The 15,783-nt window shown below is 30.4% G+C and carries 13 protein-coding genes; 9 read left to right on the top strand and 4 right to left on the bottom strand.

From position 1 onward, the window contains the following. Window positions 1-6: 6 nt before the first annotated feature. The 3 genes from ACFWTK_RS09760 to ACFWTK_RS09750 are packed head-to-tail and all read right to left on the bottom strand — an operon-like array spanning window position 7 to window position 1,908. Window positions 7-657, bottom strand: coding sequence for an ABC-2 transporter permease (locus tag ACFWTK_RS09760; RefSeq protein ID WP_415875827.1), 651 nt, complete (start codon window positions 655-657; stop codon window positions 7-9). Between the two features lie 4 nt (window positions 658-661). Next, window positions 662-1,522: an ABC transporter ATP-binding protein gene (locus ACFWTK_RS09755; RefSeq protein ID WP_415875826.1), complete on the bottom strand. Its 861-nt coding sequence runs from the start codon at window positions 1,520-1,522 to the stop codon at window positions 662-664. Window positions 1,523-1,533: 11 nt separating this feature from the next. After that, window positions 1,534-1,908: a GntR family transcriptional regulator gene (locus ACFWTK_RS09750; RefSeq protein ID WP_415875825.1), complete on the bottom strand. Its 375-nt coding sequence runs from the start codon at window positions 1,906-1,908 to the stop codon at window positions 1,534-1,536. A 264-nt stretch (window positions 1,909-2,172) separates the two neighbouring features. Between ACFWTK_RS09750 and ACFWTK_RS09745 the strand changes: the two genes are divergently transcribed. The 5 genes from ACFWTK_RS09745 (at window position 2,173) to ACFWTK_RS09725 (ending at window position 8,876) form a co-directional block, all read left to right on the top strand. After that, the gene (locus ACFWTK_RS09745; protein WP_415875824.1) at window positions 2,173-3,456 is read left to right on the top strand and encodes a M48 family metallopeptidase; all 1,284 of its coding nucleotides are present in this window, start codon (window positions 2,173-2,175) and stop codon (window positions 3,454-3,456) included. Between the two features lie 369 nt (window positions 3,457-3,825). After that, a complete protein-coding gene (locus ACFWTK_RS09740; RefSeq protein ID WP_415875823.1) occupies window positions 3,826-6,072 on the top strand; it encodes a poly(ethylene terephthalate) hydrolase family protein in 2,247 nt (748 codons plus the stop codon). 52 nt (window positions 6,073-6,124) lie between these two features. Further along, a complete protein-coding gene (locus tag ACFWTK_RS09735) occupies window positions 6,125-6,811 on the top strand; it encodes a phosphatase PAP2 family protein (RefSeq protein ID WP_415875822.1) in 687 nt (228 codons plus the stop codon). Window positions 6,812-6,934: 123 nt separating this feature from the next. Next, the gene (locus ACFWTK_RS09730; protein WP_415875821.1) at window positions 6,935-7,495 is read left to right on the top strand and encodes a hypothetical protein; all 561 of its coding nucleotides are present in this window, start codon (window positions 6,935-6,937) and stop codon (window positions 7,493-7,495) included. A 193-nt stretch (window positions 7,496-7,688) separates the two neighbouring features. Continuing rightward, complete coding sequence (locus tag ACFWTK_RS09725; protein ID WP_415875820.1) at window positions 7,689-8,876, top strand: YgeY family selenium metabolism-linked hydrolase; 1,188 nt, start codon at window positions 7,689-7,691, stop codon at window positions 8,874-8,876. Window positions 8,877-8,955: 79 nt separating this feature from the next. On the opposite strand, the gene ACFWTK_RS09720 is transcribed toward ACFWTK_RS09725, so the two are convergent. After that, on the bottom strand, window positions 8,956-9,597 hold the full coding sequence (locus ACFWTK_RS09720) for a DUF4397 domain-containing protein (protein WP_415875819.1): 642 nt from the start codon (window positions 9,595-9,597) through the stop codon (window positions 8,956-8,958). 136 nt (window positions 9,598-9,733) lie between these two features. Between ACFWTK_RS09720 and ACFWTK_RS09715 the strand changes: the two genes are divergently transcribed. From ACFWTK_RS09715 to ACFWTK_RS09700, 4 genes are all read left to right on the top strand, one after another. Then, window positions 9,734-11,092, top strand: a complete 1,359-nt coding sequence (locus ACFWTK_RS09715) for a metallophosphoesterase family protein (RefSeq protein ID WP_415875817.1) — start codon at window positions 9,734-9,736, stop codon at window positions 11,090-11,092. Between the two features lie 2 nt (window positions 11,093-11,094). Beyond that, the gene (locus tag ACFWTK_RS09710) at window positions 11,095-13,899 is read left to right on the top strand and encodes an ATP-binding protein (RefSeq protein WP_415875816.1); all 2,805 of its coding nucleotides are present in this window, start codon (window positions 11,095-11,097) and stop codon (window positions 13,897-13,899) included. A gap of 227 nt (window positions 13,900-14,126) precedes the next feature. Next, a complete protein-coding gene (locus ACFWTK_RS09705) occupies window positions 14,127-14,489 on the top strand; it encodes a response regulator (protein WP_106024770.1) in 363 nt (120 codons plus the stop codon). 55 nt (window positions 14,490-14,544) lie between these two features. Further along, window positions 14,545-15,663 carry an aminopeptidase gene (locus tag ACFWTK_RS09700; RefSeq protein WP_415875815.1) on the top strand — a complete coding sequence of 373 codons (1,119 nt, stop codon included), beginning with the start codon at window positions 14,545-14,547 and terminating at the stop codon, window positions 15,661-15,663. The last annotated feature ends 120 nt before the right edge of the window (window positions 15,664-15,783 follow it).

Genomic DNA, 15,783 nt, shown 5'->3' with positions numbered 1-15,783 from the left:
ACCCTCTCATATATCTTTTTTTCTATAAACTTGTAATGAAATTATGGCTGATATAATTACTAGGCATATCAGTATAATTGTAGATAATATATCTATAAGCCCTTTATTAGTTTCCATAAAGACCATAATTTTTTTTACAAAATCTAAAGTTACAATATCTTGAATAGCAGTTATAAATGAAAAGAAGGACATATAAATCAACAAATAAAGTATCTTTATAGTTCTATAACCGAATTTGTAGAACAAAGGTATAACTAAGGAAATCATTAAAATACTAGAAACAAATACCTTTTTAATTACATTCATATTTATAAATCCAATGTTTCCTATATTCATTAAGGCAGTTAGTGATCCTAAGGCAGCAGCAAATACTGTAGCGGCAAAAATATAAAATATTAAGCTCAAATATCTTGATAGGACAATTTCTTCTCTTTTTACAGGAAGAGAATTTATTATATATTCCCCTTTAGTTCTTTCATCATATATGAAGCTTTCACTGACTAAGAAATAAGCTATAGTGTTGATTATGAGAATGTATATATTATCAGAAGAAAAAGTGTCCATTACTGTAATTATAAATAGACAATAAGCTAAAAATATAGCAGCATTTTTCTTACTAAAAGTTATAGCAAAGTCTTTTTTAATGAGATTAATCATATTTTTACCTCCTTACCATGTAGACCATTATATCTTCAAGAGTTGGTTTTTCTATTATAACTTCATTCTTAAAGACTTTTTTTATATTTTCTACATTATCAGTAAGGGCTTCAAAGCCAAATCGGTTTTCACTAATACCTAAAAATTCTTTTTTAGTATGGCTATTTAAAAGTTCAAGGCCTCCTTTAACTATGCCATAGCTTTCTAATATATCATCTTTAGGCTTTGAGAACACTATGTTTCCATTGTTTATGAAAGTTATATAATCTGCTATTTTCTCTAAATCAGTAGTTATGTGAGTAGAGAAAAATACACTTTTATTTTCATCTTGAATAATAGAATAGAGAATATCTAATATTTCTCTTCTAAAAACAGGGTCAAGTCCAGAGGTTGGTTCATCCATTATTATGAGTTCAGCATTATGAGATAGGGCAATGGCTAAGGAAAATTTCATTTTCATACCTTTAGACAAAGTTTTTATCTTTTTCTTAGGGTCTAGATTAAAATCTTTCATATATCTATCAAAGGAAGAATCATCCCATTTGCTATAGAAGGGAGCTATTATTTTTTTCATGCTTTCCATAGTTAAATCTTCGTAGTAATAATTTTCATCATAAACAAAGCCTATTCTGTTTTTGACTTCTTTCTCATGCTTTAAGTTATCAAGACCGAAAATTTTAATATAACCACTATCCCTGCGGAGTAGATTCATAATTAATTTTATAGTTGTGCTTTTTCCAGCTCCATTAGGTCCTATAAATCCCATAATATAGCCTTTTTCTAAAGTAAAACTTATATTATTGAGAGTGAAATCTTTATATTTTTTTCTAAGATTGTTGACTTCTAAGATATTATTATTATTCATATAAAAACCCCCTAATTTTCTTCAAAAAGAATTTTTAACATTTCTAAAATATCTTCAAAACTTAAATTAAGCATCTTACTTTCTTCAACTACTTCTAAAAGTTTTTCTTCTATAAACTTTAGCTTTCTCTCACGCAGCAGCTCCTTATTTTGAGCCGCTACAAAAGAACCTTTTCCTGCAACAGTTTCTATAAAGCCTTCTCTTTCAAGCTCTTCATAGGCCCTTTTGGTTGTAATAACGCTTATTTGCAGCTCCTTTGCAAGGCTTCTTATAGAAGGCAGTGAATCTCCCTCTTGCAGCTCACCCTGTATTATTAGGGCTTTTATTTGATTTGCTATCTGTTCATAAATGGGCTCTCCAGAAGAGTTAGATACTATTATTTTCATCTAAATATCTCCTTATATAATATTTAATAGAATACAGTATAAAATCAAATACATAATAAGATTTTACCAAGCTTAAAAAATAGAGTTTGTAAAGAAAAAGATTTTATATGTATGCTTGTATATACTGTATATATCGTATATATACAGTATATACATTGCTTTTGATTTTTGTCAATGGATTTTTAGAATTTTTTAAAATTATAATAGTATAATTAGTAGAGAAGGTTTTATAGAGTGAGATTATAAGGAGCTGTAATGTAAGGTATGAAAAAATTTAAAGTGCTTAAGTTAGTTGTTATAATATTTGTTTTTATAAGTGTAATATTTATAAAGACTAATAATTTGGCTTTAGGGAAAGAGGATACTTCTAAAGAAAAAAATATAAGGATAGAAAGTAGAGAAGAAAAAGGAGAGAGGTTTTATAAAAGTGATAGAATAGTACAAGGGCTTAAGATTGTGTTCAGTCTAGGTGTACCTATAATAATATTGTCAACAGGATGCTCTGCAAAGTTTAGAAATGTATCAAAGGGAATAGGGAAAAAAACTTTTATAGCTGTGGGGATTTATGGATTGCTATATAATATATTAGATAGTGCTTTAAACTTTCCATTAACTTTTTATGGCAGTTATATTCAAAGTCATAAATTTGGATTGTCATATCAACCGCTGCATATGTGGTTAAAAGATTATTTTCTAAATTTCGCTATAGGATCTGTAGAAATATTTTTTGCTATTCTAATATTTTATGCCATAATTAAAAGAAGCCCTAAAAGATGGTGGATATATACTGGAATTATATCAATACCTATAAGCCTTGCGCTTTTTTATGTACAACCAGTTATAATAGATCCATTGTTTAACGACTTTAAAACTATAGAAGATAAGACCACAGAAAAAAGTTTAATTGAACTCACGCAAAAGGCAAACATAGAAAACTGTACTATTTTAAAAGTAGACAAAAGCAAAGAAACATCTATGATAAATGCATATATGACTGGAATAGGAAAGTCTAGAAGAATAGTATTGTGGGACACTGCTTTAAATAAGCTAAATTTAAGGGAATTAAGGTTTGTTACTGCCCATGAAATAGGTCATTATGTATTATCACATATTCAAAAACTCTTTATAATACAAACAATAATTACTTTTATAGTTCTATACATAATTCATGTTTTAGCACCGGCCATAATAAATAAATTTAAGATAAGGTTTAAATTTAGTGACCTCAGCGATGTAGCTTCTTTTCCCATAATTATATTTATATTAAGTCTATGCATGATATTTATAACTCCAGCGTCCAACGCTTATTCTTGCTATATAGAACGTGAAGCAGACGCTTTTGCTATAGAACTTACAAGAGATAATACTGCTGCTATAACATCTTTTGAAAAACTCTCCCATGAGGGGATTACAATTCCAAATCCAGATCCTCTATATAAGATGTGGAAATATGACCATCCTCCAATAAATGAAAGATTGGAATTCTTTAAGAAATATAAACCTTGGGAAGAAGGAAAAAAGCTCAGATATGAGAAATATATAAAATGATTTTATATTAACATCACCCATGGGATTTGCATTTAGGAAAGCTTCACTTCGCAAAGAAGCTCTAATATTTCTGGATTTAAAGCCCCTAAACCTTCTAAACTCACTGTCGCTCAGACAATAGAAGGTTCTTACGGTGCTTAAAATCCAGAAATAAAAGAGATTCTAAAGCTTGTTCAACGCTTTCTACAATGCAAATCCCATGGGTGATGTTCAAATATCTAATCAATGTACTTGCACTTTTATATGAGGTGAGTAAATACAATTAGAGAGGCATTTAGGAAAGCTTCGCTACGCAAGATATGTCTAATATTTCTATTGCGTTGTCGTGTATAATAGAATTGTATAAATATAATAAAGGATTGGGGAGATATGAAAGTAAAAAGCATAGTAATTTGGTTTAAAAATATGTACACAAAATTTATAAAAATGATAAAAGGAGTATTCGGCGAAGCGTGGATAGGTGGGAGGTTCGCTGTAATAGGATTTATGGTGATACTTTCAGCAGTTATTGGATTTTACTTGGATACAGGGCTTGGAAAGGTTATAGATATATCACTTTGCGTTTTGCTTGGAATGATTTTTGTGTTTATAGGAAAAACTTTAATAAAAATTATGCTTAGAATATTTATGGATTTTCCGCTGGAGTTTTTAGCCATATTAATTCTTGGAATAGCAGCCCTTACAGCAGGAATTAGTTTTGCTTTAGGCTTTCCTGTTTATTTAGCGTTTTTATGGGCAATCTTAATAATAGCCGTAGAAAGTTTTTTAGGAATAGGGCTTAGACTTGCTTTTAAAAACAAAGGAAAAAGAATGTTAGCTTTTGCATTAGTTGGTATAACATTGACTTTAAACATAGCTGCAATAGCTCAGATAAGAAATTTAGGTAATGTGAATTATGAATTAAAAAATTATATATTATCTATGAAAAGTTCAGATAATAAAGAAGATATATTAAGCCAAAGTGAAGAAGGAAAATACAAAGTTAAAACCTTATCTTACGGCAGTGGAAGAGATAAAAATAGAGTAGAGTATGGTGAAGAAGTAGATATTAAGACGGATAATGTATATGCATATCCTTTCCTTGAAAATTATACAGGCTTAAAAGGAAAGCTAAGAACCATGTATTGGGGCTTTGACGATAAATCCATGCCTATAAACGGACAAGTTTATTATCCAGAAGGAGAAGGAAAATTCCCTTTAGTATTAATAGTTCATGGAAATCATGATATGAAAGAAAGGTCTGAGAATGGGTATGAGTATTTGGGAAGACTTTTAGCAAGTCAAGGCTTTATTACAGTTTCTGTAGATGAAAACTTTCTAAATGGTTCTTGGTTTGGAGATTTGGGAGGAGAAAATGATGCAAGGGCTTGGATTTTATTAAAGCATTTAGATGCTTGGAAAAAGTTTAATGGAGATAAGAAAAATCCGTTTTATAACAAAGTTGACTTTGATAATATTGCATTAATTGGACATTCAAGAGGGGGAGAAGCTGTAGCTACTGCAGCAGTCTTTAACAAGCTTAAGTATTATCCAACCAATGCTTCTATAAAATTTAATTTTAACTACAATATTAAGTCTATAGCAGCAATAGCGCCTACAGACGAACAATATAAGCCTGCAGGTAAGCCCACAGAAATAAAAAACATAAACTACCTTCTTCTCCAAGGAGCTAATGATGGAGATGTGTCTATGTTTATGGGAAGCAATCAATATAATAGAATAAAATTTGATGATGATATGTATCATTTTAAGTCATCCTTATATATATATGGAGCAAATCATGGGCAATTCAATACCTTGTGGGGAAGAAGAGATATACGAAAACCTTTAGGATGGGCATTAAACATAAAGCCTCTCTTAAGTGGGGAAGATCAAAGGAATATAGCAAAAACCTATATATCTGCATTTTTAAAAACTACTCTTAAAAATGAGATGGAGTATATATCCTTATTTAAAAACTATGAAGAAGGTGAAAATTTTCTTCCTAAAACCGTGTATATAAGCAGATTTGAGGATTCTAACTTTAAACTTATAAGCAATTATGAGGAAGATGCAGACCTTGAGACCTCAACTTTATCAGGAGGAATTCAAAGGGGAGAAGGTGTATACACCTGGAAGGAAAAAAAGTTAGAGTTTAGAAGTGATTTTTCAGGAAATAACAATGCTGTAGAATTAAAATGGACCAAGAGTGGGGGAAGATATGTTATAGAGCTTCCTAAAAGCACGGCAAATAATTGGAACATTAATTCTAAATCAAAGTTGGTATTTTCTGCTGCAGATGTTCAAAAGGAAAAGCTAAAAAAAAATAAATTAGAGTTAACAGACTTCACTATAAAATTGATTGATAATAGCGGAGAAGAAGCATCCATATCTTTGAGCAATATAGGAAGGCTTCATCCACCAATAGGAGTTAAGCTTTCAAAATGGAACTACTATAATAAGATAAACTATGGAGAAAATTTTGAACCTGTACTTCAAACTTTTCAAATATCTATGAGGGATTTTCTAGAAGTAAATCCTAAGCTTCAGCCAAGTAAATTGAAAAATATAGAATTTATCTTTAATAAAGGCTCTAAAGGAGATGTATTAATAGATGACATAGGTATGGAAATTTAGTATACTATTTAGGAATTCAGTAATAAAGATTTCATGTAAAAAGGAGAAACTTATGATGTATATAATGAACTCTAGAGAAGATAAGAAGCCTAGTTTAGGATATTATTTATGCCTGCTTGCTGTAATGGCTGTGGGATGGATTGCCTTTTTTATAATAAAGCTTAGAGACAGTTTTAATGCAGGCGGAGGAAAAATTGATAAGCTAGTAATTAATTATATTAAAACCATTAGAAACGATAGTTTAAGCAGCATTATGGTTTTTATAAGTAAAAGTGGAGATACAATAGTTGCAATAATATTTACTATTCTTATAATACTATATCTTTACATGAGAAATAAACAAAGAGAAGCAGTGTTTTACGCAGTGAATATTTTGGGTATTGCTATTGTAAGTCAAAGCGTGAAATTTTTATGTGGAAGAGAAAGACCTGAAGGAGATTGGCTAGTTGATATTGGAGGATATAGTTTTCCAAGTGGCCACGCTATAATTTCAATGGCAGGTGCCTTAATACTAATTTATTTCATATTAAGCGCCTTAAATAATAGAATTCTTGCATTTATAATAAGCATTGTAATTTTTATATATGCTTCATTAATTGGATTAAGTAGAGTATATGTAGGTGTTCACTATATAAGTGATGTTATTGGAGGTTGGGCATTAGCTTCTGCATGGGTGTTCATAGCTTTATCTATATTCAGAAGAAGAAGTATGAAAAATATAACTAAATATATAAGATAATTAGAAAAAGCTCTGTATTTGCGGCAGGGCTTTTTTATTTTTTGAGAATTAAGCTAATGCAAATTGAGGAAAAATATGGTAATATATATTTATGTAAAAATATGGTAAAAGGAGATGAGTCAAGTGTCTGATAAGTTATTAATAATAGACGATTTATCTAATGTAAAACCAAACATAAATAAGCATAAATATAATTACATAATTGAGGGAGTTAGATTTTCTATTGTATTTCTTGTTTTGAGAATAATTTTTATACTCCCAGTATTTATTATTTCTAATGAAAATCTAAATTTTTTAGAGTTCTATACAAAAAAGTATTCTTTTTCAAGTATAAGCTATGATGAGATATGGGGGAATTTTAAATACGCTTTCTCAACAGTACTGCAGGGCAGTGATTATTTAATCAAGTATATGATTATTAGCTTTATAATATTGAGCTTTATTCTAGTAATAGCTATAAAATCACCCATGGGAATTTTAATAAGCTTTATATTCACCATAATATCACCCTATCTAATTGGAAATATATTTCTTCCTATAATATCTTTCATTTATGTACCAGTTAATTTGGTATGTTCTTTTATTGATGGGTTAATACCTTCTTTTGTACCTGTGCTTCTGATTTGGGGTGGAGCAGGAGCAATTTTTGGGATATTAAGAACAAGAAAAATGAATTGTAACTAAAATATAATGCCCCTTTGATCTATTATTTAAAGTACTCAGCAAAATTTGATGAATTAAAAATACTTTGTCTAGGTTTATAGCTGATTTTAAAGATAAGAGATAAATCTAATTTATAATTTGTTTAAGGCAGTTATAAATAAAGAAAGATAAAAATAACATATATAGAATAATATTTTAAAAAGGGGCAGAAATAATGGACATAAAGAGCAGAATAATTAAGCTGTCAGAAAAATATAAGGAAGATATGATTAGTTTCTTAATAGAAATGATAAGAATACCAAGCTTTAGCGGAGAAGAAAAAAAATTAGCTTTAACAATCAAAAATGAGATGATGAAATTGGAATTTGATGAAGTTACTGTAGACAATCTAGGAAATGTAATAGGAAGAATAGGAAATGGAAACAAAATTATAGCTATAGATGCTCATATGGATACTGTAAAAGTTGGAGATGAGGAGTTATGGAGGATAAATCCCTTTGAAGGAATCATCATTGATAATGTAATCTATGGAAGAGGAGCAGCAGACCAAAAGGGTGGCATAGCTTCTATGATTTATGCAGGAAGGATTATAAAAGAGATTGGACTTTGCAATGAATATACTATTTATTTCATAGGAACAGTTATGAAGGAAGAAGGAGAAGGAGTAGCATGGCGATACATAATAAAAGAAGATAATATAAGACCAGATTTGGTAATCGTAACAGAACCTACAAACTTGAACATATATAGAGGCAGCAGGGGAAAAGCTGAGCTTAAGGTAACAGTAAAAGGCTTGCCTTGTGATGCTAGTGCTCCTCAAAGGGGGATGAATGCAATATATGAAGCTATACCAATCATTGATGAACTAAGAAAGTTAAATAAAAAATATAAGAATAATGGTTTCTTGGGTCAAGCTTCTATAGCTGTGACTCAATTGTTTTTTAAAACTCCATCTTCTGGCTCAATTCCAGATGAATGCATTGTTCATATAGATAGAAGGATAGGCATAGAGGAAGATATGAGCAGTGTCTTAGAAGAGATAAGGAAATTAAATGGAGCTCAAAATGCTAAAGTTGAACCAATAATGTTTGATAAGCCGAGCTATACGGGAGTAACTTATCCATGCAAAGCTTGTACTCCAGCTTGGTCACTAAATGAGGATCATGAACTTTTAAAAGCAGCAAAAAATGTTTATAGAGATATGTTTAACAAAGAACCTAAGCTTGGCAAATGGACCATAAGTACAAATGGTAATGTTACTGCAGGAGTTTTTAATATTCCAACTATTGGCTTTGGCCCAGGAAATGAAATTTTTGCTCATGGACCCAGAGAACAGATAGAAATCGGTCAGTTAGTGGAAGCGTGCAAATTTTATGCCATGCTGCCAGCAAAACTCAATTAAGTGGAGAAGTGGAGGCACCAAAGCGCCTCCACTTCTCCACTTTCCGTTCAATAAAATTGCATCACAATTTTCTTATATGTTAACCAATGTATGAGCTTCCATCAAGTGGTATGACAACCTGTAGAGGAGGTTTTCCATCTAATAGTCCAACAGCGTAAACTGATAAAATTCTATTAGGTCTTATTCTTACATTGGGGACATTTAATATTATCTTGTTTGTACCTGTAGGTCTAGCTTGGAGAGTGTATGTTCCTTGAGAAATTGAAATGTAATCGGAGGATTTTTCAAAGCTTATATTTTTAAATAAAACATTTCCATTAGGTAGAGTTATATCTACAGCAGGAGTGTTAGGAGATAAATGAATGAATCTAATATAAGATTTTCCAGGAATTGAAGGCATTTTTGGCTCTTCAAAAGGAAGAAGCTTAATATTTTTAAGCATTCCTGCAGCAGCTATTGTTAATATAGCATTTGGTTTAAATGTGTAATTAGAATTTATAATAGGATCAGTAGTCTTTCCAGCAGGAAAAACTCTTATGTTATAAGGACCGGGAGCTACTGTAAGATATCGAGTAAAGTCTTTAAAATTTAAATTTCTAGCAACTAATTGATTGCCTAAGTATATATCTACGGCTGGTGCATCAGGAGAGGCATGAAATAGTCTTACAAAAGATTTAGCTGGCCTTCTAAAGTAAGGATCAAAATACATACTATTAGTCACCTTTCAAAATTATTTCTACATAATAGGATATGCAGCTGCATCAATATATGTGCATAAAATTTATAAATATTACCTTGCTAGTAAATGGAAGAGGATATAAAATGAAAATGCAAAGCATTTTTCGGAGGCGTGTAAAATGGTGGATGGTCAATCAAGGATTAAGTTTAGATTTATTCATGCTTCAGATATACATCTAGGGAGTATTGTTCATGCAAGTGTTAAGGAAAATCATAAAATAGATGAGATGTTAAAAGAAGCTGTATACAATAGTTTTAGAAGGATTTGCAGTTCGGCTGTAGAATTTAATGCGGATTTTATAATTTTATCTGGGGACATCTATGACAGAGAACTTAGTACTGTTAAAGGAAGCAGAGTTTTGTACGATGAAAGCATAAGATTGGAAGAAGAAAATATACACATATATTTAATTAGAGGCAATCATGATCCTCTAGGAGGAGAGGAAAGGGAGCTATTTACTCTGCCTAGTAATGTACATATATTCGATTGTGACAATCCACAAAGCTTTGATGTAAGTAAAAATGGGAAAATTATAGCTAAGGTTGTGGGACAATCCTATAAAAGCAGGTGGGAAAGAAGGAGAATGGTTTCCTCTTATGAAGCTCAGGATTCTTCTGTATATAATATAGGAGTCCTTCATACGTCTTTAGAGCCTATGAGCAGCAACTACGCCCCTTGCAGTATAGAGGATTTGAAGAAAAAAGAAAATATACATTATTGGGCATTAGGCCATATACACAAGTGCAGAATATTATACAGCAAGCCTGTTATAGCTTATTCGGGGATTCTTCAAGGAAGAGATATAGGGGAAGAAGGAATAGGTGGATGTCTGCTTGTAGAAGTTATGGAGGACTTATCTCAACAAATTAAATTTATACCAACATCATCTGTAATATGGAAGAGAGCTGTATTAAATATAAATAATTTAAATAAAGAACTTATGGGATTAAATGATTTAGAGGAGCTTTTAATAGAAAAGGGAGATGAAATATTAAATGCGTATGTAGAGATGCCAGAGAATTTAGAAAGTGTTTATCCAATAGAAAAGGTGTTAAAGGGATATATAGTTCATTGGAGTATAGAGGGAAGAGGACAAATAGACGGGCTCTTAAGAGAAGATGAAGAAAATATAGAAAAATATCTTGCAGAAAGGATGAATAGACATTTTTTAAATGAAGGGTTATTTTTATATACTAATGCTGTATCAATAAATACATCTAAAGAAATACCAGATATGGATTATTTAATTAAAAACAATAAGATAATAAAAGAGATAGATGATATATCAAGATTGTGTTTAGAAGATGAGTTTATAAAAAAAGAAATAATAAATACCTTTGGAAATGTTTTTGAGAAGAAAAGCAGTGCAGAAGATATGGATGAAGAAAAAATACAGCTCAATAATAATTTAGTGGAGGAAATAATAAATTCTGCCAAAGAACTCATTATAGAAAAATTCTTAGAAAAAGGTGAGTAAGCTTGAGAATAAAGAGAATATATATAAAGGATTTTGGTATATTTAGAGATGAAAAATTGGAGGATCTTAATGGGGATATAATAGTTATAGGCGGCCATAATAGAGCAGGTAAAACCACTTTTATGAAATTATTTAGGCATTTAGGGTTTGGATTTGGACAAAATACTAAAGATCTTCCAAAGCCTAATGTAGAGTATGGTGTAAATTATGATGTTGAATGTAATGATGGTGAACTGTTCAATGTAGAGATAATAGGAAATAGACTTCCATCAGTAAAAGGAATTAACATAGAAAATAACATATCCATTGAAGAGTTGTATGGAAATGTTGATTATTTTACATATAAGCAGCTTTTTACTATAACTCTAGACGAGCTTCAAAACACTTCTCTTGAGGATTCCAAAGAAGTAAGCAATATGCAAAGCATATTACTAGGAGCCGGTTTTAAAGAAATAATCCATATTCCCAAATTTATTAAAGAAATTCAGAATGAGGCTCAAAAAATAGGTGGAGTTAGAGGAAATCCATCTACAAAACAATTTAAGATATATAATAAAGAAATAAAAGAAGGTATAAGGCTTAGAGAAAAGGCAAAAACTCAGGTGGAAGAGTACTATGAAAAGAGCATTGAGTTAAAGAATATAGAAATTGATATTGAAAAGTTTAAAAATCACATATGCAAAACAAGAGATGATGTATTTCGGTTAGAATTAATAAAAAATAACTTTGCAACCTATGGAGAATTGAAGAAATTAAAGGTAAAAATGTCTTTGGAAGATATGAGCTTGTTAGAGCAAGGAAAAAAATTTAGTTCTATGGAGAAAGCAGTAGCTTTAAAAGAAGAATACAATAATATACTCCATGAATACAATGAGGAAAAATATAGGTTTCTGCAGGTTGTAGGTAAAGAAGAACTGAAAGATAAGCTTTTAAGCAATAAAAATAAGCTTTTAACTTTTAGCCAAGGATTATCAGGAATTAAGGAAAAGATAAATAATTATAGAGAATTAAAAAATAATTGCATTAGAGCTAAGGAAGAAATTTCAAGAAGAATTCTTGGCATCAATGAAAAATGGAAAGATGATTTTGCTAAGCTGATGGATATAAAAACAGATATTATTGAAGAGAATAAGCTGGGCAGCTTAGTAAGAGAAGAAAAAGAATTATATTATAAAAAAAGAGAATTAAGTAATGAAATAAAAGCTTTAGAGAATAACAGAGTGATGCTTGAAAAAACTTTTGGAAACAATGAAATAACTAATATAGACAAGCTTATAAAAAGATGTTTTTACATTTCTATATGTATAATAATTCTTGGAGCTTTGTTATGCTTTGTAAATTATAATGCAGGAATAGTGCTGTCCCTATCAGGAGCTGCTTTAGGAGGAACTTACGGGTTCATTAAATATTCTTCAGGAACTAACAAGTCATCTCTTGCTAATGTTACAGAGATGGAGAATATAAATAAGAAAGTTTTAGATAATAAGGAGTATCTAGAAAAGGTCAATGAGAAATTTGAATCAATAAAGTCAAGTTTGAAAGGCTATAGAAAACTTCTGGATATAGATGAAGAAATATCAGGAGAAACATTGATAGAATATTTTAGAAATATAAAAGAAATAAAAAACAGCATATTGAGTCTTCAAAATTATATTAATAAGCTAAAGAAAGAAGAAACAGCTATAAAAGAAAGCTTAATGCCTATAGTGGATATCATTGGAGAATTCAGTGAACTAATAGAAGACAATTATATATATAAAAATGAAGATATAATTAAGCATTCTAACCTTATTTTTGAACAAATAGAAAAGCTAAATAATTATGCAGGTACTGCAGAAAAATTAAGTTTAGAAGAGCAGAAAAAAGTTTTATGTGAAAGAAAGATAAAAGAATTTATTGGAGAATATGATAAAGAAGATATAATGACCTCATTAGATGACTATATTAAAAAATGTAAAAAGTTTAGAGAGCTTAAAGAGCTTAAGAGCAAATATGAAATATTGGAAAGAACTTTAGAAAATGCTTGTACATTCTTACCTTCAGGAATTAGTTTAGAAAATTTTAAAGAGGAATTTAATAGATTTATTTCTCTTGAAAGCGTGGAGGAAGAGTATAATAGTTTAAAGAAAAAGCTTAAGAACTTTGAAAAGGAACTACAAAGTTTCATAGAAAAAAGAGAAAGCATAAGATATGAGCTTCAAGGTCTTTATAGTACAAAAAACGTTGAATATGCCCAAGAAAAGATTGATGAGGCTAGAAAGTCTATGTATTCCATAGCAAAGCGCTATGGAACTTTAAGAGCAGCAGAATTTATACTTAAAAAGGTTCAAGATAATTTTGTTGAGAGAACTAAGGATTTTCTTTTAAAGGATGCCAGCAGCTATTTGAGTCAAATAACCAGAGGGGAATATTATGATATACAGCCCGTAGAGGATTTGTCATCTATGGATTTTAAAACTGCGGTTAAAGATGGTACCATCTACGAAAACTCAAATATTTTGAGCAGGGCTACAAAAGAACAGCTATTTTTATCTGTAAGGCTCAGCAGAATAAAAGAAATAACTCCTCCTTTACCAATAATTTTAGATGATTCCTTTGTTAATTTTGATGAAAGTCATACTAAGAGTGTGTTAAAACTTCTGACTAATATTGCAAAACAGAATCAGATTTTTATAACTACTTGTCATCCAAGAATGGTAGAATATATAGGGGATGTATGTGAAAATATAACATTTTTGAAACTGGAAAAAGGGAAATTTAATAAAACTAGTAAAGAAAAATTGATTGATTATCTCAAAGCTAATTGATATATATGCAGAAATAAAAAATGAAATATGCGGCGGATGGATATAAAGAGGAAAAACTAATTGTTGACGTAAAAACATGGAAAATGTATAATTGTATTTAGATGGAGCCAATACAAATAAGATGCTGTATTGGTTTTTTCTATTGGATATGTTTAAAATAAGTGATGATTTTTATATTCATTTAAAAAACATAGCAACTCTATTTTTGATTACATAGGAGAGATAAAATGAAAGTTTTAGTTGTGGATGATTCTCAATTTATGAGGCTTAATATTATAAATTATCTAACAAAAAATAATATTGATGTAGTAGGGCAAGCAGCCAATGGCAGTGAGGCTATTAGATTATATAAAGAATTAAAACCAGATATAGTTACTATGGATATAACTATGCCAGATATGAATGGTGTTGAGGCTGTAAAGGAAATAATAAAAATGGATCCTAATGCAAAAATTATAATGTGTTCTGCTATGGGACAACAGGGAATGGTTATAGAATCCATTAAGGCTGGAGCTAAAGGATTTCTCATAAAGCCTTTAAATGAAGAAAAAATGATAATGGAAATAAATAAGATAATGATGAGCAAATAGAAATATTGCTCTAATTAGATAAGAGTTTTTAATATAAATTTAGGGAGGAATGAAAATGGGAGATCCTAGATTAAATAAGCTTGCAAAACTTTTAGTAAATTACTCAACAAGGGTAAAAAAAGGGGACTTTGTATATGTTCAATGCGACAGTGTAGCAGAACCTTGGATGGCAGAGGTAGTTAAAGAAGCTATTCTTGCAGGAGGACATGTAGAAACTAACCTAACTTCTGATGCAGTTAGTGAAATAAAACTAAAATATAGCACTGATGATCAACTTCAAGAAGAAAATTTCATGGCTAAAACTCTTTTATCCAAAGCAGATGTATGGCTTACAGCTTGGGGAACAAGAAATACAAAATCCAATTCAAATATAGATGCTAAAAAGATTCAATTAAACTCTAAGGGAGCATCAAGCTGGAGAAAGATTTATTCAGAAAGAATGGGAGATGGAAGCCTTAGATGGTGCGGAACACAGTTTCCTACTTATGCAGATGCTCAAGAAGCAAGCATGAGTCTTTCTGAGTATGAAGATTTTGTTTATGGAGCAGGTCTTCTAGATAGTGAAGATCCAGTAAGTGAATGGAAAAATGTAAGTGCATACCAAGAAAAGTGGGTAAAGTATTTAGATAATAAAAAGGAGCTTCACATTGTATCACAAGGAACGGATATAAAAGTCAATATTGAAGGAAGAAAGTGGATTAACTGTGATGGAAAAGTAAATTTCCCAGATGGAGAGGTGTTTACATCACCAGTGGAAGACGGCATAAATGGATATATTACTTTCAGTTTTCCAGGAATATATATGGGAAAAGAGATTGAGGATATAAGATTAGAGATTGAAAATGGTAAAGTTGTAAAAGCCACTGCTAAAAAAGGAGAAGATCTTCTAAAGGCCCTTTTGGAAACAGATGAGGGAGCTTCTAGATTTGGTGAAGTTGCCATAGGAACAAACTACGGAATTAAAAAGTTCACAAAGAATATGCTTTTTGATGAAAAGATAGGTGGAACAATTCATATGGCAATAGGAGATTCTATGCCAGAAGCAGGTGGAAAAAACAGATCTACAATTCACTGGGATATGCTTTGTGATATGAGAAACGGCGGAAAGATTTATGCTGATGGAGAACTTTTCTATGAAAATGGAAAATTCATCGACAGCAAGCTTGAAGAATAATTAATATCTAAAATGAAATGATATATAAGCTATATTATATTTTATAGGGTCTGTTACAAAATGCATAAAAGTCATGTATAAAATCAAAAGCCATGCATAAATAGGAAAATATATTCCATT

The organism is Clostridium sp. (genome assembly GCF_047777555.1).
GTDB lineage: Bacteria > Bacillota > Clostridia > Clostridiales > Clostridiaceae > Clostridium_H.
Note: the sequence above shows the minus strand (reverse complement) of the source record. Positions and strands in the feature narration are given on the sequence as shown.

Coding starts and splice junctions, on each gene's coding strand:
- ACFWTK_RS09760 (WP_415875827.1), bottom strand. CDS start 657: ATGATTAATCTCATTAAAAAAGACTTTGCTATAACTTTTAGTAAGAAA.
- ACFWTK_RS09755 (WP_415875826.1), bottom strand. CDS start 1,522: ATGAATAATAATAATATCTTAGAAGTCAACAATCTTAGAAAAAAATAT.
- ACFWTK_RS09750 (WP_415875825.1), bottom strand. CDS start 1,908: ATGAAAATAATAGTATCTAACTCTTCTGGAGAGCCCATTTATGAACAG.
- ACFWTK_RS09745 (WP_415875824.1), top strand. CDS start 2,173: ATGAAAAAATTTAAAGTGCTTAAGTTAGTTGTTATAATATTTGTTTTT.
- ACFWTK_RS09740 (WP_415875823.1), top strand. CDS start 3,826: ATGAAAGTAAAAAGCATAGTAATTTGGTTTAAAAATATGTACACAAAA.
- ACFWTK_RS09735 (WP_415875822.1), top strand. CDS start 6,125: ATGATGTATATAATGAACTCTAGAGAAGATAAGAAGCCTAGTTTAGGA.
- ACFWTK_RS09725 (WP_415875820.1), top strand. CDS start 7,689: ATGGACATAAAGAGCAGAATAATTAAGCTGTCAGAAAAATATAAGGAA.
- ACFWTK_RS09715 (WP_415875817.1), top strand. CDS start 9,734: ATGGTGGATGGTCAATCAAGGATTAAGTTTAGATTTATTCATGCTTCA.
- ACFWTK_RS09705 (WP_106024770.1), top strand. CDS start 14,127: ATGAAAGTTTTAGTTGTGGATGATTCTCAATTTATGAGGCTTAATATT.
- ACFWTK_RS09700 (WP_415875815.1), top strand. CDS start 14,545: ATGGGAGATCCTAGATTAAATAAGCTTGCAAAACTTTTAGTAAATTAC.